The organism is Halomonas sp. (assembly GCF_033549285.1).
In the GTDB taxonomy this organism is placed as follows: Bacteria; Pseudomonadota; Gammaproteobacteria; order Pseudomonadales; family Halomonadaceae; genus Halomonas.
In genome coordinates this window covers 1-26,305 of sequence record NZ_JAWSUJ010000058.1, presented here as the reverse complement: position 1 = coordinate 26,305, position 26,305 = coordinate 1, and the positions used below count along the sequence as shown (strand labels likewise).

General features: G+C 66.6%; 18 protein-coding genes. 13 read left to right on the top strand and 5 right to left on the bottom strand.

Features of this window, described 5'->3' with window-relative positions; all coding sequences use genetic code 11:
- The 5 genes from SCI24_RS13460 to SCI24_RS13440 all read left to right on the top strand — a co-directional run.
- Positions 1 to 1,345: ATP-binding cassette domain-containing protein (locus tag SCI24_RS13460; protein WP_318725867.1), on the top strand; the 1,345-nt coding region annotated here is incomplete at its 5' end.
- Positions 1,345 to 2,772: an HlyD family type I secretion periplasmic adaptor subunit gene (locus SCI24_RS13455; RefSeq protein ID WP_318725866.1), complete on the top strand. Its 1,428-nt coding sequence runs from the start codon at positions 1,345 to 1,347 to the stop codon at positions 2,770 to 2,772. The genes SCI24_RS13460 and SCI24_RS13455, both read left to right, overlap by 1 nt.
- Positions 2,772 to 3,377, top strand: a complete 606-nt coding sequence (locus tag SCI24_RS13450; protein WP_318725865.1) for a response regulator transcription factor — start codon at positions 2,772 to 2,774, stop codon at positions 3,375 to 3,377. Before SCI24_RS13455 ends, SCI24_RS13450 begins: the two co-directional genes overlap by 1 nt.
- Before the next feature lie 167 nt (positions 3,378 to 3,544).
- Entirely contained in the window at positions 3,545 to 8,326 is a 4,782-nt protein-coding gene (locus tag SCI24_RS13445; protein ID WP_318725864.1) for a retention module-containing protein, read from the top strand.
- Positions 8,327 to 8,431: 105 nt separating this feature from the next.
- Positions 8,432 to 8,770 (top strand): tryptophan synthase subunit beta like protein, encoded by a 339-nt coding sequence (locus SCI24_RS13440; protein ID WP_318725863.1) that lies wholly within the window; start codon positions 8,432 to 8,434, stop codon positions 8,768 to 8,770.
- A 68-nt stretch (positions 8,771 to 8,838) separates the two neighbouring features.
- Here the strand turns inward: SCI24_RS13440 and SCI24_RS13435 are convergent, their stop codons facing one another.
- From SCI24_RS13435 to SCI24_RS13415, 5 genes are all read right to left on the bottom strand, one after another.
- The gene (locus SCI24_RS13435) at positions 8,839 to 10,755 is read right to left on the bottom strand and encodes an EAL domain-containing protein (protein ID WP_318725862.1); all 1,917 of its coding nucleotides are present in this window, start codon (positions 10,753 to 10,755) and stop codon (positions 8,839 to 8,841) included.
- Between the two features lie 4 nt (positions 10,756 to 10,759).
- Positions 10,760 to 11,476 (bottom strand): transglutaminase-like cysteine peptidase, encoded by a 717-nt coding sequence (locus tag SCI24_RS13430; protein WP_318725861.1) that lies wholly within the window; start codon positions 11,474 to 11,476, stop codon positions 10,760 to 10,762.
- Positions 11,477 to 11,562: 86 nt separating this feature from the next.
- Positions 11,563 to 12,750 carry a cation diffusion facilitator family transporter gene (locus SCI24_RS13425; RefSeq protein WP_318725868.1) on the bottom strand — a complete coding sequence of 396 codons (1,188 nt, stop codon included), beginning with the start codon at positions 12,748 to 12,750 and terminating at the stop codon, positions 11,563 to 11,565.
- 31 nt (positions 12,751 to 12,781) lie between these two features.
- Positions 12,782 to 13,948 carry a 1-acyl-sn-glycerol-3-phosphate acyltransferase gene (locus SCI24_RS13420; protein WP_318725860.1) on the bottom strand — a complete coding sequence of 389 codons (1,167 nt, stop codon included), beginning with the start codon at positions 13,946 to 13,948 and terminating at the stop codon, positions 12,782 to 12,784.
- 26 nt (positions 13,949 to 13,974) lie between these two features.
- Positions 13,975 to 14,907, bottom strand: a complete 933-nt coding sequence (locus tag SCI24_RS13415) for a recombination-associated protein RdgC (protein WP_318725859.1) — start codon at positions 14,905 to 14,907, stop codon at positions 13,975 to 13,977.
- Positions 14,908 to 15,068: 161 nt separating this feature from the next.
- Between SCI24_RS13415 and SCI24_RS13410 the strand changes: the two genes are divergently transcribed.
- From SCI24_RS13410 to SCI24_RS13375, 8 genes are all read left to right on the top strand, one after another.
- Positions 15,069 to 15,488 (top strand): thioesterase family protein, encoded by a 420-nt coding sequence (locus SCI24_RS13410; protein ID WP_318725858.1) that lies wholly within the window; start codon positions 15,069 to 15,071, stop codon positions 15,486 to 15,488.
- Between the two features lie 118 nt (positions 15,489 to 15,606).
- A complete protein-coding gene (gene gyrA / locus SCI24_RS13405; RefSeq protein WP_318725857.1) occupies positions 15,607 to 18,342 on the top strand; it encodes a DNA gyrase subunit A in 2,736 nt (911 codons plus the stop codon).
- Between the two features lie 15 nt (positions 18,343 to 18,357).
- A complete protein-coding gene (serC, locus tag SCI24_RS13400) occupies positions 18,358 to 19,461 on the top strand; it encodes a 3-phosphoserine/phosphohydroxythreonine transaminase (RefSeq protein ID WP_318725856.1) in 1,104 nt (367 codons plus the stop codon).
- Between the two features lie 3 nt (positions 19,462 to 19,464).
- Positions 19,465 to 20,556 carry a prephenate dehydratase gene (gene pheA, locus SCI24_RS13395; protein WP_318725855.1) on the top strand — a complete coding sequence of 364 codons (1,092 nt, stop codon included), beginning with the start codon at positions 19,465 to 19,467 and terminating at the stop codon, positions 20,554 to 20,556.
- A 15-nt stretch (positions 20,557 to 20,571) separates the two neighbouring features.
- Positions 20,572 to 22,842, top strand: a complete 2,271-nt coding sequence (locus SCI24_RS13390) for a bifunctional prephenate dehydrogenase/3-phosphoshikimate 1-carboxyvinyltransferase (RefSeq protein WP_318725854.1) — start codon at positions 20,572 to 20,574, stop codon at positions 22,840 to 22,842.
- On the top strand, positions 22,839 to 23,528 hold the full coding sequence (gene cmk / locus SCI24_RS13385; protein WP_318725853.1) for a (d)CMP kinase: 690 nt from the start codon (positions 22,839 to 22,841) through the stop codon (positions 23,526 to 23,528). The genes SCI24_RS13390 and cmk overlap by 4 nt, the downstream gene beginning before the upstream one ends.
- Positions 23,529 to 23,710: 182 nt before the next feature.
- Positions 23,711 to 25,387, top strand: a complete 1,677-nt coding sequence (gene rpsA / locus SCI24_RS13380; RefSeq protein WP_318725852.1) for a 30S ribosomal protein S1 — start codon at positions 23,711 to 23,713, stop codon at positions 25,385 to 25,387.
- 305 nt (positions 25,388 to 25,692) lie between these two features.
- Positions 25,693 to 26,079, top strand: coding sequence for a histone-like nucleoid-structuring protein, MvaT/MvaU family (locus SCI24_RS13375; RefSeq protein WP_318725851.1), 387 nt, complete (start codon positions 25,693 to 25,695; stop codon positions 26,077 to 26,079).
- Positions 26,080 to 26,305: the final 226 nt, after the last annotated feature.

The window sequence follows — 26,305 nt, the reverse complement described above, 5'->3', positions numbered from 1 at the left end:
GGTGCGCGCCTTCATTGGCTCGGCCACGGTGGTGTCGCTGGTCGACCTGCCCTTCGTGCTGATGTTCGCGGGGATCATCGCGCTGATCGGCCCGCCGCTGGTGATCCCGGTGCTGGCAGGTATCGTCTTCGTGCTGCTCTATGCCATGGCCGCCCAGGGCAAGCTTCACGAGCTCTCCGAGACCACCTGGCGGGTGGGAGCACAGCGCAATGCCACCCTGGTCGAATCGCTCTCGAACCTGGAGACGGTCAAGACGCTGCGGGCCGAGAGCCGCATCCAGGGAACCTGGGAGAAGGCCTCGGCCTTCCTGTCGCGCACCTCAGCGCAGCTGCGCCTGGTGAGCTCCTCGGTCGCAAGCGTGGCGCTGTGGGCCCAGCACAGCGTCGCCGTGTGCGTGATCATCATCGGGGTCTACCAGATCATCGAGGGCAACCTGACCCAGGGCGGCCTGATCGCTGCCTACCTGCTGTCGTCGCGAGCCATGGCCCCGATCAGCCAGGCCGCGGCCCTGCTGGCGCAGTATCACCAGTCCTCCACGGCGCTGCAGTCGCTCAATGCGGTGATGGAGCGGCCGGTCGAGCGTCCCGAGGGCAAGACGTTCATCGACCGCCCGGTGGTGCGTAGCGAGATCCATTTCGACAAGGTCTCCTTCCGCTATCCCGAGGCGGAGCGCGAGGCCCTGCATGACATCTCGGTGACCATCGAACCGGGCGAGCGGGTGGCCCTGCTGGGACGTGTCGGTTGCGGCAAGACCACCCTCAACAAGCTACTGCTGGGGCTCTACCAGCCCACCGCCGGGGCGGTGATGATCGACGACGTCGACATCCGCCAGTTCGACCCCGTGCAGCTGCGCCGCCATATCGGCTATGTACCCCAGGATGTCAGCCTGTTCTTCGGCTCGCTGCGCGACAACATCATCGCCGGTGGCGGCAGCGACGGGGTCGACGACGAGGCGCTGCTGCGCGCCATCAAGCTGAGCGGCCTCGACAGCCTGGTCAATGCGCATCCCCAGGGTGTCGACCTGCCGGTGGGCGAGCGCGGCCAGATGCTCTCCGGCGGCCAGCGTCAGGCCGTGGCCATCGCCCGGGCGCTCGTCCATGACCCGCGCATCCTGCTGCTCGACGAGCCCACCAGCTCCATGGACCACGCCAGCGAGGAGGCCTTCAAGGCCAACCTCAAGGCCTACGGCCAGGGCAAGACCCTGATCGTCGTCACCCACCGCACCTCGTTGCTCTCGCTGGTCGATCGCATCCTGGTCATCGATGCCGGCAAGGTGGTGGCCGATGGCCCGCGCGACAAGGTGGTGGAAGCCCTGCGCAAGGGCCAGATCGGGAGGGCCAGCTGATGGCCAGCTCGAAAAAGACCGCCGAGCAGCAGGGCTTCGAGGCCATCGGCCGCTTCTCCGAGGCGGGTGGCAGGCCCTTCCGGCCCTTCATCGACCGGCTCTTCGCACGCCGGGTTAGTTCCGCGCACCTGAGCCGCGACTGGGCCAGCGACGCCGACTGGGCCCGCCTCCAGCAGGACCCGATCCGCGCGCGCGGCTTCCTCTACGTGGTGCTGCTGGCCGTCGCCGCGCTGCTGGTGTGGGCCTGGTTCGCCTCCATCGACGAGGTGACCCGCGGCACGGGGCGGGTGATTCCTTCGAGCCAACTGCAGCGGGTGCAGTCCTTCGATGGCGGGGTGGTCCAGGAGATCCTGGTCCGCGAGGGGCAGCTCGTCGAAGCCGGCGAGCTGCTGATGCGCATCGATCCCACCCGCTTCGTCTCCAACTTCCGCGAGAACCGTGCCAAGGCCCAGTCGCTCCAGGCACGGGCGGAGCGGCTGCGGGCCCTGGCCACCGGGTCGCCGTTCATGCCCTCGGAGGAGCTGGTCGAGAAGGCCCCCGAGATCGTCGACCAGGAGCGCGAGCTCTTCCAGAACGGCCTCGACAAGCTGGCCGAGGAGAAGAGCATCCTGCAGGAGCGCCTCTCCCAGCGGCGCGCCGAACTCGAGGAAGCCCAGTCGCGGCGCGATACCGCCGCCAGGGAGCTTGGCATGGCCAGCCAGGAGCTCAACCTCACCCGGCCGCTGCTGCAGTCCGGGGCCGTGTCCGAGGTCGAGGTCCTCAGGCTGCAGCGGGAGGTCTCCCGGGCCAGCGGCGATCGTGCCCAGGCCGTCGCCCAGGTGGAGCGGCTGCAGTCGGCGATCGAGGAAGCCCAGGCCCAGCTGCGCGAGGTCGAGCTGGAAGCGCGCAACGAGTGGCGCACCGAGCTCTCGCGGACGCTCGGCGAGCTGGCGGCCCTCAATGAGTCCAGCGCCGGACTGCAGGACCGGGTGCGGCTGTCGGAGATCCGCTCGCCGGTGGATGGCGTGATCCAGCGCCTGGGCATCACGACCCTCGGCGGGGTCGTCCAGCCGGGCCAGGAAGTGGTCGATATCGTGCCCACCGACGATGCCCTGCTGGTGGAGGCGCGGATCGCGCCGCAGGATATCGCCTTCCTGCGTCCCGGACAGCCGGCGACCATCAAGCTCACCGCCTACGACTTCGCCATCTACGGCGGGATCGAGGCCGAACTCGACCATATCAGTGCCGACACCATCACCGATGAGGAGGGCAACACCTTCTACCTGGTGCGGGTGCGGACGGCGGAAGACGCCCAGGTGCACCAGGAACTGGACGTGATTCCGGGCATGACCGCCCAGGTGGACATCATGACCGGCAAGCGCACCGTGATGCAGTACCTTCTCAAGCCCGTGCTGCGGGCCTGGGACAATTCCATGGGAGAACGATGATGGCAGAGCTCTTCGTCTGTCAGGGGCCTGACGAGGTCCCGCGCTGGCGCGCGGCCTTCGACGAGGCGCGCCTGGTCACGCCACCACAGGCCCGCGCCCAGGCCGGGTCCGGCGACGGCGTGTGGGTCATGAGCAACCTCACGGGCTGGCAGGGCCTGGTCTCCCTGCTCGCCGGCCGCGGGGCCACGGTCAAGGTGCTGAGCTATACGCCCAGCTCGCACGAGGCGCTGCGGGCCCTGAACGCCGGTGCCCGGGGCTACGGCCATGCCCTCTCGGCCCCCGAGCTGCTGAGCCAGATGGCGCTGGTGACCCGCCACCAGGGGATCTGGGTGCCCCCGGAACTGCTGGCCCAGGTGATGGGCGGTGCCTACCGGGCCCTGGGCGGGGAGTCGCAGCACCAGGACGAGGCCCTCTCCGGGCTGACCGATCGTGAAAGGGCGGTGGCGCTGGCGGTGGCGGAAGGGCAGAGCAACAAGGAGGTGGCGCGCCGGCTCGAGATCACCGAGCGGACCGTGAAGGCGCACCTCGGTGCCATCTTCCGCAAGCTCGGCGTGCGTGACCGGCTCCAGCTGATCCTTCGCCTGTCCCAGCGTGAAGCGGTTTGAGCCTGCGCGGCGGCTGAGATGGCCATCGGCTTGACGCAGGTCAATGGCAGGGCGCTGCCCTGCCCAACAGTACAATATTCCTTCCCCGGAACCTGGCCTAGTTTGATCATATAACCCGTTCTTCCGTGGGCGGCATCACACGCGCTTCGTACGCAGGGAGTCATCTCATGACCATCGCAACCATCATCTCCATCAGCGGCCAGGCCTGGGCACGTGACGAGGCCGGCAACCTTCGCGAACTGCGGGTGGGGGACACCCTGCAGGAGGGCGAGACGCTCGTCACCTCGGACAATGGCCGGGTGGAGCTCGACTTCGCCGACAGCCTCGACCCCACCGTGATCGACGGGGGGCAGGAGGTCGTGATGACTCCCGACCTCGATGCCGAGCAGCCGGTGGCCGCGGAGGAGGCGAGCGCCCAGGACGTGGACCTGGAGGCCCTGCTCACGGCAATCGACGAGGGGGAGGGGGACCTGCTCGAGGACCTGGATGCCACCGCGGCCGGTGCCGGGGGCGCCGGCGGTGAAGGCGGTGGGCACGACTTCGTGCGTCTCGCGCGCATCACCGAGAACGTCAATCCGCTCGCCTACGAGTACGGCCTGGCATCCCTTGGCGGTATCCCCGAGGTCGAGGGGCAGGCAGTCGAGGAGCAGGCGCTCGAGGATGAGCCGGATTCGATCCCGTCCGTCGGTACCAGCGATCTCGACGGGGATGGCGACATGGTCTGGGAGTCGGCCCTGCCGGAGGGCAGCGGCGGTGGCTCCCTGACCACCTCGGGCACGTTCCAGATCGACACCGGCACTGACCTGCTGGCGCTTATCGAGGTGCAGGATGCCGAGGGCAACTGGATCGGGATCGGTGCGGACGGTACCCAAGTGACCGGCGCCTTCGGCATCCTGACGGTGAACACCGACGGGAGCTGGTCCTACACACTCACCCAGATTGCCGATCACCCGGTGACGGGCGAGACCGGCGAGGCTGACCAGCTGGCCGACACCTTTGCCGTGCGGGTGACCGACGATGACGGCGATGTCTCCGCCCCCGCGACCCTGGTGATTGCTATCACCGACGACGGGCCCGCGGCAGCGAACGATGTCGTAGGTCAGATCCCGGAAGACGGCAGCGTCGACATCGACGTCTTCGCCAACGATACCGCGGGCGCCGATGGCGTCGACCTGCAGAATGGCATTGTCGTGGCCACTGGGCCCAACCAAGGGTCCGTGGTCTACAACGGCGACGGTACCTTCACCTACACCGCCGCTCCCGGCGCCGAGGGCGCCGACAGCTTCAGCTACACCATCACCGACGCGGATGGCGATACGGCCACGGCCACGGTCAGCCTGAGCATTTCGGGGGACTCCACGCCCTCGCTGATCCCGGGTGAAGGCCAGGTCAGTGAGGCTGGCTTGCCTGATGGCAGCTACCCCGAAATGGATTATGAGACCACCGGAGGAGTCTTCGCGATCGAGACGGGCAATGACTCCGTCGGCAGCATCGTGATCACCAGCGTGGTGGTTCAAGGCGTGGATGTCACAGGCGGTGGTACCGTCCAGGGGGAGTACGGCACCCTTGAAGTGACCGTCGATGACGATGGTATCTACAGCTGGACCTATACCCTGGGCGACAACACTCTCGACCACGAGAGCCAGGGGCCGTCCAGCGACGGGGTTCGCGACGCCTTCACCGTCGTCCTGACCGACAGTGATGGTGACAGTACGACGGAAGCACTGAATATCGACATCATCGATGATGTGCCGATGGTCTCGGTAGAACCTGGACAAGTCGGCGTCAGCGTCGACGAGAGCAGTGCTGGCGAAGCCTTCGTCGACGGCTCGATCAGTGCCACCAGTGATGCCGCCATCGTCGACACCACGGTGCTGTTCGGTGCCGACGGTGCGGCGGCCAGCAATGCCACTGTCTACGGCCTCGCGCTGAGCGGTACCGGCACCACCACGCTGGCCACCGCCCAGGGCGACTACCCGATCAGCCTGGTGGCCACCGACGCCACCACCATCACCGGTCAGTACGTGGACGGTGCCGGTGACACCCAGACCGCCTTCACGGTGGTGATCAACACCGACGGCACGCTGACGGTGACCCAGGTCGTCGCGCTGGAGCATCAGGATCCCGCGAATGCCAACGACACCCTCGACCTGGACGGCCTGATCACCGCCACGGTGACGGTGACCGACGCCGACGGCGACACCGACAATGCCAGTGTCGAGATCGGCGGGGCGGTGACCTTCTACGACGACGGTCCCAGCGTCACCATCGACGCCGTGGGCAGCAGCGTCAGTCTCGACGAGACCACTGCCGGCGAAGCCTTCGTCGACGGCTCGATCAGTGCCACCAGTGATGCCGCCATCGTCGACACCACGGTGCTGTTCGGTGCCGACGGTGCGGCGGCCAGCAATGCCACTGTCTACGGCCTCGCGCTGAGCGGTACCGGCACCACCACGCTGGCCACCGCCCAGGGCGACTACCCGATCAGCCTGGTGGCCACCGACGCCACCACCATCACCGGTCAGTACGTGGACGGTGCCGGTGACACCCAGACCGCCTTCACGGTGGTGATCAACACCGACGGCACGCTGACGGTGACCCAGGTCGTCGCGCTGGAGCATCAGGATCCCGCGAATGCCAACGACACCCTCGACCTGGACGGCCTGATCACCGCCACGGTGACGGTGACCGACGCCGACGGCGACACCGACAATGCCAGTGTCGAGATCGGCGGGGCGGTGACCTTCTACGACGACGGTCCCAGTATCACTGTCAGCGTTAGCGATCGTGACAGTGTGACCCTCAACACGCAGGATGCGGAGCTCACCGATACTGCAACTGCCAGCTTCGCCGCGGCATTTTCGGTGGCCGATAGTGCCTATGGTGCTGATGGAGCAGGTACCACACCCAGCTGGAGCTATGCGCTATCTCTGGTGGATGGCAATGGCACAGACTCCGGGCTGACCAGTGGTGGTTCTACGATCTACCTGCACCTGGTAGACGCTGAGGTGATTGGATCGACCAGTGCGACCACTGATGGCATTGATGGCACCAATATCGTGTTCAGCCTGACAGTGGATAGTTCCGGTAGCGTCACGCTGACGCAGACTGCGCCGATCGATCACGACATCGCCGACACCAGCGACTACGCCAGTGATCAGAAGGTGCTGGGCACCGGGCTGGTGAACCTGATGGGCACGGTGACCATCACCGACAGCGACGGTGATACCGCCACCGACAGCGTTACGCTGGACCTGGGTGGCAACATGCTGTTCGATGACGCCGGGCCGAGGTTCATTGCACCGGAGAATGGTTATCTGGCCAATCTTGCTGGAGAAAGTCTGACAGGGGTGCTGGATTTCGACGATCAGATCGAGGATAACTTCGGACCCGATTCCGGTGACACCGTGCGCTTCCCCTTATCCCTTGAGGCCCTGGCGTCCACCGGACTGACGTCTGGGGGTGTGCCCATCCTCTTCGATGTATCCGAGGATGGCCTGACCCTGACGGCTTACACCGAGGCGACGGGGAATATCTTCACCATTACGTTGAGTCCGAATGCCGAGGGGCAGGATACCTATACGCTGGACATGATCGGTAGCGTGGATGGTGGTGCCATGGCCATTGACTTCAATGCCGGTGGTTATGAATTCACCGGGGGAACAGGAGAGTGGGGTGGATTCAACACCATCGAGAAGATCCGAGGTCAATCCATAGATACGCAGGAGGATAGCCGTGACCTTCTATTGACGCCCATCAATGCTGATACCCTGAATACCACGGCCAATGTGGGTGGGGTGGACAATACGTTTGTCAACCTTAGTCAGGGCATGCGGGTCGACTTTGTTCAGGATCTCAGTGGCGACACCAAGGTGGAAGATGGGTATGTCTTCGATCACCATTATCTGGTCAATGGAGCAACCGCACAGTTTGTCAGCTCCGATAATGCAACGGTATTGATCAAGGCCTATGACGATAATGATTCCGAGATCACTCCCTATCTGGTCGGTGATGGCATTCTCGATACGATCACAGCGATCGGAATCAGCTACGGTGGCGAGATGTTGCTGGTTACGTCAGAGATGGCGGGAGCTGATGGCATTTACGAGACCTCTCTGGGTGCAGACAGCCAATCCTTTGTCGTCAATTTCAAAAGCGATGGAACGGCAACGGTCGCTGGGGTCGCCGAAGACACCGTGATCTCAACCTACACCGGAGATGGATACAACAGCATAGAATTTATCAACACCAGTGAAGATAGTTTCCAGATCGGTGATTTCGGCACCACGGTCACGGAGCCGGGCGAGCCCGTTGATCTCTCCCTTCCGATCGAGATAGTGGATGGCGACGGGGATATCGCCACTGGCTCCCTTGATATCATGCTGCTGCCGGAAGGGACTCTGGATAGTTCGGATGCCACTTCAGGAGTCGATGAAGCATCCTCCGCTGCCCAGCCCCATCTCATCGGTTCCGATTTCGGTGATACACTGACTGGTGACGATCAGGACAATATCCTGATCGGTGGCGAGGGTGACGACACGCTTTCCGGGGGCGATGGTGAGGATATCCTTGTCGGTGGCCCAGGCAGTGACAGCTTGGTCGGTGGTGCCGGTGCCGACACCTTCGTCTGGAACTTCGGTGATCAGGAGGGCTCCAGCAGTGGTTCGGCCAACGACACTGTCACGGACTTTATTGTTTCTGAAGGGGATGTCCTGGATGTCTCCGACCTTCTTGGCAATATGTCCGAAGGTGCGGACCTCTCCAGCTACATCCAGGCAGAGGAGAGCGGTTCTGATACTATTCTTCATATCAGCACTACAGGAGGTCTGTCTGTAGATGGCGAGGGCAACATCGTGGGTGCCGACCAGACCATTGAGCTTGGGGGTGTTGCCTACAGTCCTAGCTTGATTGACGACATGATAAATGACGGCCAACTCGACATCGAGTAACCAGTTCGCTCCCTCACCCCAGCGCCTGGACTTGGCCGGGCGCTGGCTTGTTGCCTCCCGTCTCCGCCGCCTATGCTGCCGTCAGGACCTTTTCAGGAGCCTCCCATGTACATCAAGCGTGACCATGAAGGACGCATCGAACTGGTCAGTCGCGAGGAGACGCCTGCGTGCAGCGAGTACCTGCCGGCGGACTCCCCGGAGCTGCTGGCCTTCCTGATGGACGGTGAGGTGGAAAAGGGGCAGGCGCACTTCCAGGCCTCGGACCTCGCCTTCGTGCGGGTGCTTGAGGATGTGATCGAGCTTTTGATGGACAAGGGGGTGATCAGCTTCACCGACCTGCCGCCGGCCGCCCAGGAGAAGGTGATGGAGCGCCAGTCGCTGCGTCGCCGTCTCAATGGCCTGCAGCTGGTGTCCGGCAGCGACGAAGAGGGCGGGGTGATCTAGACCGGGCAAGTCGCCTGGTGACCTGACGACACGGGCCGGCACTCTCCTGAGTGTCGGCCCGTGTCGTGTCAGCTCGTGGGCTTATCGTGCTGCCGGATGCCGGGGCCGGTGGCGCCGTCCAGGCCAAGCTCGAAGAGCATGAGCGCCTCCTCGCGGTTCTCGACCCCCTCGCCGATGGCCAGTATCCCCAGTGAATGGCAGAGCGTGGCCATGCCACGCAGGATGGTCTGCTGCTCGGCGACCTTGTCGACCTCCTTGACCAGCGTCCTGTCGATCTTGAGGTAGCCAAGCCCGAGGTCCTGCAGGTCGGCGATCCGGGTGAATTCGGCGCCGACATGCTCCAGGCCGATCCGGCAGCCGAGAGGCTGCAGGGCGTGGCACAGGCTGCGGAAACTGGCCAGGTCGTGGATCGCCAGGGACTCCGGGATCTCCAGCCAGAGCCGCTCGGCGACGTCGGGCCGTGCCCTGAGCCGTGCCTGGAGCTCCATGACGAAGCGGGCGTCCTGGATCGAGGCGGCCGAGAGGTTGATGCCCAGCGGCTTGCCGCGCTGGGTGATGTCGCGCACGGCCTCGTCGATCACCGCCAGGTCGAGCCGGCTGTCGAGCTCGAGTCGCGAGACCCAGGGCATGAAGACCCCGGCGGGCTGCCACTCGCTGTTTAGGCGCAGCCGCGAGGGACTCTCGAAGTGCAGCAGTTCCCCGTCGCCATCGAGTACCGGGTAGTGGGCCAGGTAGATGCCCTTGGCCATGGCCTCCTGGAGGGCGCGGCGCCATTCGCCATGGCTGGTGAACAGGCTGCGGCGCTGGGGCCCCTCGGCGATGACCAGGCTCTGGTCGCCACGGGTCTCGGCGGCCGCAAGGGCGCCGTCCAGGCTTGCCAGCAGCACGCTACGCTGGTCGCCCTGGGCGTAGTCGACGAGTGCCGCGGGCAGGCCGAGGGGCACCCGGCTTTGCTCCCTCAGGGCGGCGAGGCGCTTGCCGAGCTCATGCCGCAGCGGCTCCAGGTCATGGGCGCCGGGCAGCAACAGGACGAAATCGCTGCCGTTGAGGCGGCCCACGATGCCGCCGCCGCGGACCTTGCCGAACTGGTCCAGGCCGATAGCCAGCGCGTGCAGCAGGGCATCGGTCTCGCCATGACCGAGCCGCTCGTTGACCTCGGCCAGGCGGGCGAGGCGCACCAGGGCGAGCGTGCCGCTGGCCCGGGAATCCTGGCTCTCCAGGTGGATCTGCAGCTGGGCCAGGAAGGCCTCGCGCTTGAGCACGCCGGTCACGCCGTCGTGCTGCAGTCGCCGGCGCAGCAGGTCGAGCTTCTGGCTCTCCTCGCCGAGCATGTCGCGGACGGCGGCGGAGAGCTGGTTCATGGCCTCCACTACCTCGCGCAGCTCCCGCGTGCGCGGGGCGGGAATGGTGGTGAAGCGCCGCTCGCCGATCTGCAGGGCCTGGTCGACGACGTTGCGCAGCGGGCGGCGGATGGTGCGCACGATCCACCAGGCCAGTAGCAGGCTGAGGGCGGCGGCAAGGGCGAACCAGCCGACCAGTTCCAGGCTGCTGCGCCACAAGGAGCGATAGGCAAAGCTGTGCTGGCTCTGGAGGGTGAGGGTGCCGAACTGTCGCCAGCCGTCCTGGACCACGGCCTCTCCCGGGGGGACCTCGAAGCGCACCAGGTCGACGAACCAGGCCGGCACGTCCTCGATCGCCTCGCCGGCCCGGCGCTGCTCGATGATCTCGCCCTGCGGGTCGCGAAGTTCCACGCGCCGGTAGTGGCCGGTATCGAACTGGGCGGCCACCAGCAGCTCCAGGGTCACCGGGTCCTTGGGCATCTGGCTCATGGTCAGCGCCAGGGCATTGGCATTGTCGGCATTCTTGATGCGCACTTCCTGCTCGATATAGGCCCGGCTGGAGCTGACCCCGATGAACAGGCTGCCGCCGAAGGCGAGCAGCAGCAGTACCACGATGGTCAGCCATAGCTGCTTGATGAGCGACATCTTGTTATCCCCCTTGAATGAATCCCTGCTCCTGCATGCGACCGATCACCCGTCGCCAGCGCGACAGGCGCGCCACCGGGTCGGCGCGCGACCGGGTGGAGCCGCCGGCCCAGAGGCCGCTACTGTTGAAGCTGAACAGCGGATCCAGGTCGTCGCGCAGCGAGCCGCGGGTGATCGAGGGCACCAGGTTGTCGAGCACCAGCGGGTCCGCCGCGGGGGTCTCGTAGTAGCCCAGCACCATGTGCGCCTGGGTGATGCCGCTGCGGCCGATGCGTGCGCGGACATAGATCATGCGCAACTCGTCGCCGGGCACCCCCAGCTCCTTGAGGGTGATGTACTTGGCGATGGAGAAGTCCTCGCAATCCCCCTGGCCGCGGCCCAGGGTCTCCAGCGGCGTCGCCCAGTAGTCTTCCTGGCCCCAGATGTCGATATCGTCGAGCCAGCGCACTCGCCGGTTGAAGAAGGCGTTGACCTCGCGCAGGCGGGTCTTCAGGTCGGCAGGACGCAGCCGTTCGAGCAGCGCGAACCATGCCTCGAGACTCTCCAGCCCACGCGCACCATATTGGGCCTGCATGCTGCGGCGCAGGCGCTCCGGCGAGAGGTTGGCCTCGCCCGTAGACGGACGCAGTCCCAGGCCGATGACCAGCGACAGGCCGCCGAGCCCCGCCAGGAAACGGCGGCGCCCGGGCGAGTCGAGTGTCCTGGGAGAGGGCGGCGGCATGCGGCGGGCCTGAATGAGCGTTTGCTCAAGTCTAGGGGTCGTAGACCCCTAATGCGAGGGGAGTGAGTGGCATCATGTCGGGCGGCTCAGCCCTTGCCGGGGCCCAGCCAGATCCGCAGCCGGCCGACCCAGTCGAGCGCCCGGGCGGCACTTCGCAGTTCACCGGCCGCGTCCTCGAGGGTCTGGCCGTCGGGCAGCGCCTTGACGTAGAGGGAGACGTCCACCTGGTTGTCCAGGTAGTGGAGGTCCAGCGCGACGCGGGCGTGCCAGATCGGCAGCCCGTGCCAGGCGCCATCGAGGAGCTCCACCACGTCGCTGCGCAGCGGCAGGCCGGGGCGCAGGCTGTGCTCGAGTTCGCCCGAATCGTCCTCGGGGTCGATGTGGAAGGTGACGTCGGCGAGCTCGGGGAAGGCCTCGCGCAGGCGCCGGCTCACCTCGTTGCCGATCTCGTGGGCCTCGGAAACGGTGACCCGCGGTGGCACCACGATGTGCAGGTCGAGGATCACGTCGCTGCCCAGCTTGCGGGTCCGCAGGTCGTGCACCCCGTTGACGTGGGGGACGCGCTCGGCGATCTCCCGCATGCGGTCGCGCTGGGCGAGCGGCAGCGCCGTGTCGATGAGTTCCTGGCTGGACTCCCAGAGCAGGCGACCGCCGACCTGGCCGACCATGATACCCACCACGATGGCGGCCACGGCATCCATCCAGCCGACCCCGAACTGGGCCGCCACCAGGCCCACCAGCACCACCACGGTGGAGAGGGCATCGGAGCGCGAGTGCCAGGCATTGGCCTCGAGCAGCCGCGAATTGACCCGCTTGGCCACGCGCAGGGTGTAGCGGAAGATCCACTCCTTGGCGAGCAGGGCCGCCACGGCGATGCCGATCGCCCAGGGACCCGGGGCAGGCACCGGCTCCCCGCCCAGCAGCCGGGTGATGCTTGCCCAGGCGATGCCCCCGGCGACGAAGATCAGCACGCTGCCCAGCCACAGGGTGGCCAGGGTCTCGATGCGGCCGTGGCCGTAGGGGTGGTTGCTGTCGGGCTCCTGGCGGCCGAAGTGGGTGGCGGCGACCACGAAGAGGTCCGTCAGGATGTCCGAGAAGGAGTGGATGCCGTCGGCCACCAGGGCCGCCGAGCCCACGGCAAAGCCGGCTAGCATCTTGGCCACGCCGACCACGAAGTCGATGACGGCGCCGATCAGCGTGACCTTGTGGGCCTCGCGGGTCTGGGCGGCACGGCCCGGGGCCGGCGCCTGACCGTTGGTCGCCTGGGCGTTCATGCCGGGCTTCTCGTGGCTCATGCCTCGTCCCTCAACGGCAGCGTCCCGCCTTGTGGAGCACCGGGTTGGCGTACTGGGCCAGCCAGAACTCTCGAAGGTCGTCGGGCACCTGCTGCAGGCGAGCCTGGAAGCGGGCGCGGTCGGCGTCGCTGACCTCGCTCAGGTCGAGCAGGTCGGGCGCCTCGCCCAGGGCCTCCAGGGCCAGCAAGTGGCTGGGGAAGAGGTGGTAACCGGCCAGGACCTGGCGGTCGATCTCGGCGGCCACGGCCTCGGGGTCGTCGAAGTCCGCCGCGAGCGGGGTGCCGAAGGTGAGCTGCACCCGCCCCTTGTGGCCGGTGATGCCGGCGACGATGGAGCTGATGTCCTCGAACTCGCTCTTCTGGTAGTTGCCGCTGGTCTGCATGGCGTGCAGCTCCCTGGCCTTCTGCAGGTCGCAGGGGTCGTACTCGTAGCTGATCGAGACCGGCACCAGGCGCAGCTCGGCGATGGCCTCGCCGATGCTCGCCTGACGCTCCCGCCCGCGCCGGGCCATGGTCAGCATCTTGACGATCGCCGGGTCGGTGCGGTCGATGCCGTCCTTGGCGCGCCCCTCGCGCTGGGCCATCCAGATGGAGTGGTTGTCCTCGAGGATGGAGTGGCGGATATAGGCGGAGAGGTTCTGGTAGGCGGCCAGCATGGCCCGCTTGCCGCGGGCGCTGCGCGGCACGATGAAGCTCTTGTTGAGGCGCATCAGGTCGTTGACGTAGGGCTTCTTGAGCAGGTTGTCGCCGATGGCGATGCGCACGGTATCGCGCCCGGCCAGGTAGAGGGCGTAGTTGACGAAGGCCGGGTCCAGCGAGATGTCGCGATGGTTGCCGATGAAGAGATAGGCCCTGTCCGGGTCCAGCGACTCGAGCCCCGCCACCTCGAAGGTGTCGGTGGAGGTGCGGATCATGCGCTGCATGTAGCTGGCGATACGCATCTGGAAGTCATGCACGCCGGTCACGCCGCGCACCTCGCGGCGGATGGCGATGCTGGCCAGGATGCGCGACAGGCGAGGCATGAAACGGCTGAGCCGCGGCAGTCGATAGCGGGTAAGGGCATCGAGCAGCTCGGCATCATGGGCCAGGCGCGCGAGGACCTCGGCCACCTCGTCGTCCTGGTAGGGGCGGATCTCGGCCCAGGGGTCGGATGCGGGAGTGTGCTGAGTCTCGGTCATGGGATCCAGGCTGTGGTCGGAAGCGATCAGGCGCTGCGGGCGTCACCGGCGCTGCCGGCCTCGCCACCCAGCCACTCGATCAGGCGCTCGATGTTCTCGGCCAGCGCCTGGGTCATCAGGATGAAGTCGGTCTCCAGGCGAACCAGGGCGTCATCGCCATCGTCGGCCTGGGAGGCCTCGTCGATCAGGGCGTCGTCGAAGCGCAGCGACTTGATCGCCAGGTCGTCATGCAGCACGAAGCTTAGCCGGCCCTCGATCGACAGTGCCAGCTTGCTGGCCTGGCGACCGCTCTCCAGCAGCTGCTGGATCTCGTCGCTGTCGAGATCGACCTGGCGAGCACGCAGCACGCCGTCGTCGCCCTTGGCCTTGAGCTCCACCTGGTCGCCGAGCACCAGGTCGGCCGGCCGCGAGCCCGGGTCGCCGAGCCAGGTGGTCATGGCGCGCATGGGCAGCGTCTGGCTGGCAAGTGGCGTCACCTTGAGGCTGCCCAGGGTCTCGCGCAGCAGGTCGAGGAGTTCCTCGGCCCGCTTGCGGGAGCTGGCATTGACGGCGATCAGCTGGCGGCGGCTGTCCCACCACAGGTCGACCTTCTGGCTACGCACGAAGGCGCGGGGCAGCAGCTCCTCGTAGACCTGTTCCTTGATCGCCAGCTTCTCCTGGCGGCGCAGCTTGCGTCCCTCGCTGGTCTCGATGGCCTCACTGCGCTCCTCGACCTCCTCGCGGACCACCGAGGCGGGCAGGATGCGTTCCTGGCGCAGGGCGGTCATCAGGCGCTGGCCCTGCAGCTCGTGCAGGAGCTGGGTCCCGGCCCGGCCGGCCGGCGCGGACCAGCCCAGGCGACGCGCCTCGCTGCCGCCCAGGGGGCGAAAGGCCTGTTCGCCGAGGGCGGTTTCCAGGCTGGCGGCATCCAGCTCAGGGGCGTCGTGCAGGCGGTAGAGGTGCAAGTGCTTGAACCACATGGAGCATTTCCCGAGCGAAAAGGGGCACATTATGGCCAAAGGGAGCCGCCGGTGCCAGCGCCTGGACGGGCGGGGTGAAAGGTAAGTGTTCAAACGATGGTTTGAATATCGGCGGCCGCCCCGACTAGAATCGAGGCCTTGTCCGCTCAGGAGTCCCCCGCATGGATCCCCGCATTTCCCGCACCGCCCTGCGTGTCAGAGGCTATCACCTGGATGGTTATGGCCACGTGAACAATGCCCGCTACCTGGAATTCCTGGAGGAGGGGCGCTGGGCCTACTTCGACGACCGCCCCGGGCTGGCCGCCTTCCTGCAGAAGGGCGACGTGGCCTTCGTCGCGGTCAACCTCAACATCGACTACCGGCGTGCCGCCGTGGCCGGCGACGACCTGGAGGTCTTGACCCGGCTCGCCGAGCTCGGCTCGCGGCGTGCCCGCATGCACCAGGAGGTCCGTCGGGTGCGGGACGGCAAGCCGGTGGCCAGTGCCGACATCACCTTCGTGCTGCTCGACGTGGCGACCCATCGGGCCATCGAGATCGGCGGCGAGATCCGCGAGGCCATGGCGGCGCTGGTCCTGCCTTAGCCCCTTGCACAGCTCCCTTTGCACCGTCCGGGATGGTATGATGCCAGGCTGATATTGCGCGCCATGTCACGGCCACGTGACGCGCCAACCTGTTGCAGTGCAAAGGATTCGACGACCCATGGGTGACATCGCCAGAGAGATTCTGCCAGTCAACATCGAGGACGAGCTCAAGCAGTCGTACCTCGATTACGCGATGAGCGTGATCATCGGCCGTGCGCTGCCCGACGTGCGCGATGGCCTCAAGCCGGTGCACCGGCGCGTGCTGTTCGCCATGCACGAACTCGGCAACGACTGGAACAAGCCGTACAAGAAGTCCGCCCGCGTGGTGGGCGATGTCATCGGTAAGTATCACCCCCACGGGGACAGCGCCGTCTACGACACCATCGTGCGCATGGCCCAGGACTTCTCGATGCGCCATGTGCTGGTCGACGGCCAGGGCAACTTCGGCTCCATCGACGGCGACAACGCCGCCGCCATGCGTTACACCGAGGTGCGCATGGCCCGCCTCGCCCACGAGCTGCTGGCCGACCTGGAGAAGGACACCGTCGACTGGGTCGATAACTACGACGGCACCGAGCGCATCCCCGAGGTGCTGCCCACCAAGGTCCCGAACCTGCTGATCAACGGCTCCTCGGGCATCGCCGTGGGCATGGCGACCAACATCCCGCCCCACAACATGGGCGAGATCATCAACGCCTGCCTGGCGCTGATCGACGACTACACCCTCACCGTCGACGACCTGATGGAGCATGTCCCCGGCCCGGACTTTCCCACCGGCGGCATCATCAACGGCCGTGCCGGGATCCTCGAGGCCTATCGCACCGGCCGCGGGCGCATCTATGTGCGCGCCTGCCACACCATCGAGCATGATGACAAGAGCGGCCGTGACCACATCATCGTCAACGAGCTTCCCTACCAGGTGAACAAGGCGCGGCTGATCGAGAAGATCGCCGAGCTGGTCAAGGAGAAGAAGATCGAGGGGATCGCCGAGCTGCGCGACGAGTCCGACAAGGACGGCCTGCGGGTGGTGATCGAGGTCAAGCGCGGCGAGTCCGGCGAGGTGGTGGTCAACAACCTCTTCGCCCAGACCCAGCTGCAGACCGTCTTCGGCATCAACATGGTGGCCATCGACAATGGCCAGCCGAAGATCCTCAACCTCAAGGAGATCCTTGAGGCCTTCATCCGCCACCGCCGCGAGGTGGTCACCCGCCGCACCCTCTTCGAGCTGAAGAAGGCCCGCGAACGCGGCCATATCCTCGAGGGTCTGGCCGTCGCCATCTCCAACATCGACGAGGTGATCGAGCTGATCAAGGCCTCGCCGAACGCGTCAGAGGCCAAGGAGAAGCTGCTGGCCAGGTCCTGGCAGCCGGGGCAGGTCACCGGCATGCTCGAGCGCGCCGGCGCCACCTCCTGCAAGCCCGAGGAGCTGGAGGAGGGCTTCGGCCTCAACCAGGCCGGCAGCGAATACCGCCTGTCGCCGGCCCAGGCCCAGGCGATCCTCGAGCTGCGCCTGCACCGCCTGACCGGCCTCGAGACCGAGAAGCTCCTCGACGAGTACCTCGGCATCCTCGAGAAGATCGCCGAGCTCACCGCCATCCTGGCCTCCGCCGAGCGCCTGCTGGAGGTGATCCGCGAGGAGCTGATCGCCGTGCGCGACCAGTTCGGCAACCCGCGCAAGACCGAGATCCAGGCCAGCCACCTGGACCTGCGCCTCGAGGACCTGATCGCCGAGGAGGACATGGTGGTCACGGTGTCGCGCACCGGCTACGCCAAGACCCAGCCGCTCTCCGACTACCAGGCCCAGCGCCGCGGCGGGCGCGGCAAGTCGGCCACGGCGATGAAGGACGAGGACGTCATCGAGCACCTGCTGGTGGCCTCGACCCACGACACCGTGCTGCTGTTCTCCAACCGCGGCAAGGTCTACTGGCTCAAGGTCTACGAGATGCCCGTCGCCAGCCGCGGCTCGCGGGGCAAGCCGCTGGTCAACCTGCTGCCGCTGGACGAGGGCGAGGCGATCAACGCCATCCTGCCGGTGCGCGACTACGACCCGCAGAGCTACATCTTCTTCGCGACCGAGCGCGGCACCGTCAAGCGCACCAGCCTCGAGCAGTTCTCGCGGCCGCGCAGCGTGGGCCTGATCGCCATCGACCTCGAGGAGGGCGACCGCCTGGTGGGCGCCGCCATCACCACCGGCAGCGATCATGTCATGCTGCTCTCCTCCAACGGCAAGGCGATCCGCTTCGAGGAGTCCAACGTGCGCGCCATGGGCCGCACCGCCCGCGGCGTGCGCGGCATGCGCCTGCTCGGCGACGCCGAGGTGATCAGCCTGATCATCCCGCAGAGCCAGCAGATCGATGCCGAGGCCGACGTCGAGGCCGAGGCCGAGGAGGGCGCGAGCGTCGAGGCCGGCAATGGCGGCCAGATCTATATCCTCACCGCCAGCGAGAACGGCTACGGCAAGCGCACCCGCCTCGAGGAGTTCCCGCTGCGCGGGCGCGGTGGCCAGGGCGTGATCGCCATGCAGACCAGCGAGCGCAACGGCGCCCTGGTGGCGGCCATGCAGGTCTACGCCACCGACGAGATGATGCTGATCACCGATCGCGGCACCCTGGTGCGCACCCGGGTCGACGAGGTCTCGATCAGCTCGCGCAACACCCAGGGGGTGATGCTGATCCGCCTGGGCAACGACGAGAAGCTGGTCAAGACCGTGCGCATCGACGAGCCCGAGGAGGCCCTGGACGCCCCTTTCGAGGTGCCGGCCGAGGCGGGTGACGAGGCGGGAGTCGCGCCATCCGGCGACGCGGCAGCGGATGACGGTACACAAGAGGCCGGCGGTGAGCAGGATCAGGAATAAGGACACGCAACGCTGATGACACGTCACTACAACTTCTGCGCCGGCCCGGCCGCGCTGCCCACGGCCGTGCTGGAGCGGGCCCGGGACGAACTGCTGGACTACCACGGCCGCGGCCTCTCGGTGATGGAGATGAGCCATCGCGGCGACGACTTCGTCGCCATCGCCGAGCGGGCCGAGGCCGACCTGCGCGAGTTGCTGGCCATTCCCGACAACTACCGGGTGCTATTCACCCAGGGCGGGGCCAGCCTGCAGTTCGCCGCACTGCCCTACAACCTGCTGGGGGCCGGCGGCCGGCCCAACTTCCTGCACACCGGCATCTGGGGCAAGAAGGCGATCAGCGAGGCGCGCCACCTGTTCGGCGACGTCCATGTGGCCGCCAGCAGCGAGGAGAACGGCCATAGTGCCGTGCCGCGCCAGGAGGAGATCGTCCTCTCCGACGACGCCGCCTACCTGCACTACACCGCCAACGAGACCATCGGCGGGCTCGCCTTCGACTACATTCCCGAGGCCCGCCGGCCGGATGGCAGCGAGGTGCCGCTGGTCTGCGACATGTCCTCGTCCATCCTCTCCGGCCCGCTGGATGTCTCGAGGTTCGGGGTGATCTACGCCGGTGCCCAGAAGAACATCGGGCCCGCGGGCCTGGTGGTGGTGATCGTGCGTGACGACCTGCTGGACCAGGCACGCGACGACATGCCGACGCTCTTCGGCTACAAGGCCCTGGCCGAGGCCGGTTCCATGGTCAACACCCCGGCCACCTACAGCTGGTACCTGGCGGGGCTGGTCTTCGACTGGCTCAAGGACGATGTCGGCGGGCTGGCGGCCATGGACGCCATCAACAGCCGCAAGGCGGCTCGGCTCTACGCGGCCATCGACGGCAGCGCCCTCTATGCCAACCCGATCACGCTGCGCAACCGCTCGCGGATGAACGTGCCCTTCGTGCTGGCCGACCCGCGCCTGGACCGCCTGTTCCTCGACGAGGCCGAGGCGGCGGGGCTACTCAACCTCAAGGGGCATCGCAGCGTGGGGGGCATGCGGGCCAGCCTCTACAACGCCGTGCCAGAGGCCGCCGTCGAGGCATTGATCGCCTTCATGGCCGATTTCGAGAAACGCAGGGGATAATCCATGACCGAGCCTACCGTCAGCCTCGAGGCGCTCCGCCAGCGCATCGACGCCCTGGACAACGACATCCTGCGCCTGATCAGCGAGCGGGCGGCCTGTGCCCAGCAGGTGGCCGAGATCAAGGCCGAGCATGAGCCCGGCGCGGTCTTCTACCGGCCCGAGCGCGAGGCCCAGGTGCTGCGCCGGATCATGGAGCTCAACCAGGGGCCCCTGGACAGCGAGGAGATGGCGCGGCTGTTCCGCGAGATCATGTCGGCCTGCCTCGCCCTGGAACAGCCGGTCAAGGTCGCCTACCTGGGGCCTGAGGGCACCTTCACCCAGCAGGCCACCCTCAAGCACTTCGGCGAGAGCGCCATCAGCCTGCCGATGGCGGCCATCGACGAGGTGTTCCGCGAGGTGGAGGCCGGCGCCGTCAACTACGGCGTGGTCCCGGTGGAGAACTCCACCGAGGGGGTGATCAACCATACCCTCGACTCCTTCATGGACTCCGGGCTTCGCATCTGCGGCGAGGTGGTGCTGCGCATCCACCATCACCTGCTGGTGGCCGAGACGACCCGTCGCGACAAGGTCTCGCGGATCTACTCCCATCCGCAATCCTTCGCCCAGTGCCGCAAGTGGCTCGACGCCCACTTTCCCCAGGCCGAGCGGGTGCCGGTCTCCTCCAATGCCGAGGCCGCCCGCCTGGTCAAGACCGAGTGGCACAGCGCGGCCATCGCCGGCGACATGGCCGCCAAGCTCTACGGGCTCGCCAAGCTGGCCGAGAAGATCGAGGACCGTCCGGACAACTCCACGCGCTTTCTGATCATCGGCAACCAGAATGTGCCCATCTCCGGCGAGGACAAGACCTCGCTGGTGGTCGCGATGCGCAACCAGCCGGGGGCCCTGCACGACCTGCTCGAGCCCTTCCATCGCCACCAGATCGACATGACGCGCCTCGAGACCCGCCCGTCGCGCACCGGCGTGTGGAACTACGTGTTCTTCATCGACTTCAAGGGGCACCGCGAGGAGCCTCGCGTCGCGGCCATGCTGGAGGAGGTCCAGCTGCGCGCCGCCGAGGTGAAGGTGCTGGGCTCCTATCCCGTCGGCGTGCTCTGAGGGATGGCGGGCATCGTGAAGCCGCCGCCCGATGAGCGGCGCATCCTGATCGTCGGCCTGGGGCTGATCGGCGGCTCTCTGGCCGCGGCCCTTCGGCAGGCAGGCTTCAAGCGGGAGATCCTCGCCTGCGATCCCGATGCGGGCGAGATCGCCCGGGGCATCGAGATGGGCCTGATCGACGGCGGTGACACCCGCCTCGAGGCGGTGATCGAGGGCGCGTCGCTGGTGGTGCTGGCGGTGCCTGTGCTGGCCATGCGCGATGTGATGGCCCAGCTGGCCGCCTGCCTCGATCGCGCCGCGCCCGATGTCGTCGTCACCGATGTGGGCAGCACCAAGGCGGCGATCCGCGAGGCGGCCGTGGCCGCCTTCGGTCGCATGCCGGCCAACCTGGTGCTTGGCCATCCCATCGCCGGCTCGGAAAAGAGCGGGGTCGCGGCCGCCGATGCCGGGCTCTATTTGCGCCACAAGGTGATCCTGACGCCCGAGCCCGATACCGATCCGGCCGCGATGGCCAGGGTGCGCGCGCTCTGGGAGGCCAGCGGGGCCGAGGTGCTGGAGATGGACGTGGCCCGCCACGACCAAGTGCTGGCCCGCACCAGCCACCTGCCGCACCTGCTGGCCTTCTCGCTGGTGGACACCCTGGCCCGCCAGGACGAGCGCCTGGAGATCTTCCGCTACGCCGCCGGCGGCTTTCGCGACTTCACCCGCATCGCCGGCAGCGACCCGGTGATGTGGCGCGACATCTTCATCGCCAACCGCGATGCGGTGCTTGCCGCCCTGGACGACTTCGAGGCCGGCGTGGCCAGGCTGCGCCAGGCGGTGGAGCGCGGCGACGGCGATGCCATGCTGGCCACCTTCGACCGGGCCAGTCATGCCCGTCACTATTTCGAATCCCTGCTCAACCAGACCAGTTATCAGGCGGAGTACCAGATGCAACAACACGGCAAGCTGCGCTACCGGGTCAGCCCCGGCGGTGGCGTCACCGGGCGGATCCGCGTGCCCGGGGACAAGTCGATCTCCCATCGCTCCATCATGCTCGGGGCGCTGGCCGACGGGGTCACCGAGGTGAAGGGCTTCCTCGAGGGCGAGGACAGCCTGGCCACCCTGCAGGCCTTCCGCGAGATGGGCGTGGCCATCGAGGGGCCCCACCAGGGCCGCGTGACCGTCCATGGCGTGGGCATGCACGGCCTCAAGCCGCCCGCCGGGCCGCTCTACGTGGGCAATGCCGGCACCGCCATGCGCCTCTTCGCCGGGCTGCTGGCCGGCCAGGCCTTCGACACCGAGCTCACCGGCGACGCCTCCCTGACCAAACGCCCCATGGGGCGGGTGGCCGATCCGCTGCGCCTGATGGGCGCCGAGATCGATACCGCCGAGGGCGGCCGCCCGCCGCTGCATATCCACGGTGGCCGCGCGCTCAAGGGCATCACCTACGATATGCCCATGGCCAGCGCCCAGGTGAAGTCCTGCCTGCTGCTTGCCGGCCTCTACGCCGAGGGCGAGACCCGCGTGCGCGAGCCAGCGCCGGCCCGCGACCATACCGAGCGCATGCTCCAGGGCTTCGGCTATGCAGTGCACCGCGAGGGCGACACCTGCTGGCTGCAGGGCGGTGGCAGGCTCACCGCGGCACCCATCGACGTGCCCTCGGACATCTCCTCGGCGACCTTCTTTCTGGTGGCCGCGGCGATCACGCCGGGTTCGGACCTGGTGCTGGAGCACGTCGGCATCAACCCGACCCGCATCGGCGTGATCAACATCCTCGAGTTGATGGGCGCCGACCTGCGCCTGGAGAACGAGCACGAGGTGGGCGGCGAGCCGGTGGCCGACCTGCATATCCGCTACGCGCCGCTCAAGGGCATCGACATCCCGGTGGAGCAGGTGCCGCTGGCCATCGACGAGTTCCCGGCACTGTTCATCGCCGCGGCCAACGCCGAGGGCACCACCCGCCTGCGGGGCGCCGAGGAGCTGCGCGTCAAGGAGTCCGACCGGCTTCAGGCGATGGCCAACGGCCTGGCCACCCTCGGCGTCGAGCATGTGCTGCTCGAGGATGGCATCGATATCGTCGGCCGTCCTGAAGGAGAGGGCGGCGAGGGGGCCAGCTATGGCGGCGGGCACATCGACAGCCTCGGGGATCACCGCATCGCCATGGCCTTCGCCATCGCCGCGCTGCGCGCCGGGGGCGAGATCGTCATCGACGACTGTGCCAACGTGGCGACCTCCTTCCCCGGCTTCATCGATCTGGCGCGCCGAGTCGGGTTGACCCTCGAGGAACAGCAGGAGGCGTCATGAGCGATTCGGCACCGGTACTGACCATCGATGGCCCGGGCGGGGCAGGCAAGGGCACCATCAGTCGCCTGGTCGCCGCACGCCTGGGCTGGCACCTGCTCGACAGCGGAGCGCTCTATCGCCTGACCGCACTGGCCGCCGTGAAGCACGAGGTGCCCCTGGACGACGAGCCGGCGCTGGCCCGCATCGCCGCCTCGCTGGACGTGGTCTTCGTCGCCGAGGGTGAGGCCACCACCGTGCTGCTGGAGGGGCGGGACGCCACCACCGCGATCCGCACCGAGCAGGTGGGGGATGCCGCCTCCCGGGTCGCCGCGCTGCCCGCCGTACGCGAGGCGCTGCTGCAGCGCCAGCGCGACTTCCGGCAGACCCCCGGCCTGGTGGCCGATGGGCGCGACATGGGCACCGTGGTGTTCACGGACGCGCCGCTCAAGATCTTTCTCACCGCTTCGGCCTCCGAACGGGCGAGACGGCGCCACCTCCAGTTGCGGGAGGCCGGGGTGGATGCTAGTCTATCGAGTCTTCTGAAGGAGATTCAGGCGCGCGATGCCCGCGACATGCAGCGCAGCGTGGCCCCGCTCAAGCCGGCCATCGATGCCATCACGCTTGACACCACGCGCCTGACGATACCGGAAGTGGTGGATCGGCTGACGGAACTGCTGACCGAACGCGGTCTGGCATCCGCCACCTGACACTCCCTTGCGGCGCCTCCGGCAGGATGTGATGACGTGGTCCGGCACTTCGATTCGCCGTGAGCCGGGCCAGGTCGAACCAGCGCCAACATCCCCGGGGGCTTGGTAAATAAGGCCCGCACTCGCTGGTGGTGCGGAGAAGGCGGCAACGCCGTACTCAACGTTGATCACGTAGGAACATCATGAGCGAAAGCTTTGCTGAACTGTTTGAACAGTCTCTCCAGGACATCAACATGGAGCCGGGCGCCATCGTCGCGGCTACCATCGTCGACATCGACGGCGACTGGGTCACCGTCAATGCCGGCCTGAAGTCAGAAGGTCAGATCCCCGCGGCCCAGTTCCGCGACGATAACGGCGAACTCACCATCGCCGTCGGCGACGAGGTGCACGTCGCCCTGGAAGCCGTCGAGGACGGGTTCGGCGAGACACGCCTGTCCCGCGAGAAGGCCAAGCGCGCCGAAGCGTGGAAGGTGCTGGAAGCTGCCTTCGAGAAGGAAGAGATCGTCAAGGGCGTGATCAACGGCAAGGTCAAGGGTGGCTTCACCGTCGACGTCGACTCCATCCGTGCCTTCCTGCCGGGTTCCCTGGTGGATGTCCGCCCCGTGCGCGACACCACCCACCTCGAGAACAAGGAACTCGACTTCAAGGTCATCAAGCTCGACGCCAAGCGCAACAACGTCGTCGTGTCCCGTCGTGCCGTGCTCGAGGCCGAGAACAGCGCCGAGCGTGAAGCCCTGCTGGCGACCCTGCAGGAAGGCCAGCAGATCGTCGGTATCGTCAAGAACCTCACCGACTACGGCGCCTTCGTCGACCTCGGTGGCGTCGATGGCCTGCTGCACATCACCGACATGGCCTGGAAGCGCATCAAGCATCCGAGCGAGATCGTGGCCGTGGGCGACGAGATCACCGTCAAGGTGCTCAAGTTCGACCGCGAGCGCAACCGCGTCTCCCTGGGCCTGAAGCAGCTGGGCGAGGATCCGTGGGTCAACATCAAGGATCGCTACCCGGAAGGCACCAAGGTCCACGCCAAGGTCACCAACCTCACCGACTACGGCTGCTTCGCCGAGCTGGAAGAGGGCGTCGAGGGCCTGGTCCACGTCTCCGAGATGGACTGGACCAACAAGAACATCCATCCGTCCAAGGTCGTGCAGGTCGGCGACGATGTGGACGTCATGGTGCTGGACATCGACGAGGAGCGTCGCCGCATCTCCCTGGGCATCAAGCAGTGCACCACCAATCCCTGGGAAGACTTCAACGCGCGCTACAACAAGGGTGACCGCGTCACCGGCACCATCAAGTCGATCACCGACTTCGGCATCTTCATCGGCCTGGAAGGCGGCATCGACGGCCTGGTGCACCTGTCCGACATCTCCTGGACCGACACCGGCGAGGAAGCCGTTCGCCAGTTCAAGAAGGGCGACGAGGCGGAAGCCGTCATCCTCTCCATCGATCCGGAGCGTGAGCGCATCTCGCTGGGCATCAAGCAACTCGATACCGATCCGGTGTCCGAGTTCCTGGCCGTCAACGACAAGGGCTCCATTGTCACCGGTCGCGTGGTCGAGGTCGATGCCAAGGAAGCCCAGGTCGAGCTGGCTACCGATGTCGTCGCCGTGCTGAAGGCCTCCGAGATCAGTGCCGACCGCGTCGAGGATGCCCGCAACGTGCTGAGCGAGGGCGACAGCGTCGAGGCCCGCATCATCGGTGTCGATCGCAAGAACCGCCAGATCGCCCTGTCCATCAAGGCCAAGGATCAGGACGACACTCGCCAGAACCTCAAGAAGCTGCGTGAGGAGTCGCCCGAGAGCGGTGGTCCGACCACCATCGGCGACCTCATCAAGCAGCAGATGGGTCAGGACTGATAGCGAGAGGGACTCCCTCCCTCATCGTCTGACAAGGCGCCGCCCCTCGGGGCGGCGCCTTCTTTTGTTGTTCCGGTATCTTTTTGTTGTACCGATATCTTCGATGGTTCTGGCGCGTCTCGTGCCGGGGAAGGCGCTACAATGGAACTCCACGAGTTTCCGCGGCGAGTTAGTGGCAAAGTTTACCGTTAAACGTCACACTCCTAGTTTGCCGAACTTCGATTGGATGTTCATAATGTTGCCAAGGAAGTTTTAAAAGGCAATAATGCCGCTGCATCCTGTAATCCCCGAGAAGGAACTAATACATGTCATCACTGCTCAGCAACTACATGCAGATGGAGCAGCAGCTCAAGCAACTCCAGTCGGAACTGGACAAGCTGCAGAACGACGACCGTCTCAAGGCCGAGCTCGAGTTCAAGGAAAAGCTCGAGTCGCTGATGCGCGAGTTCGACAAGAGTGCTGCCGACGTCATTGCGCTGCTTGATCCCAAGCCGGGCGCGGCATCTCGCGGCAGTGCCGCCGCCCCGGCGACCGGTGGTGCGCGCCGCAAGCGCAAGCTCAAGATCTACAAGAACCCCAATACCGGTGAAGTCGTGGAAACTCGCGGCGGTAACCAGAAGACCCTCAAGGCCTGGAAGGACGAGCACGGTTCCGATACCGTCGAGTCCTGGCTGGTGCGCGTCGAGGAGTGAGTTCCTCCGTGTGAAGGCATGACGCCGCCCCTCGGGGCGGCGTCGTCGTTTGTGTTGAACGCCTCTCATACTGAATGCCGTGCCGAGCAAAAACGCCGCCGGGAAGATGATTCGACGGTGCGTTGCCCGTATAATCAGGAGCATCCCCGAGTAAGTGGTTATTCAAAATTAATCGCGCACTCAGCCCCGTAGCCGCCGAGTAGGCGATAGACCTCGTTGCAGAGGT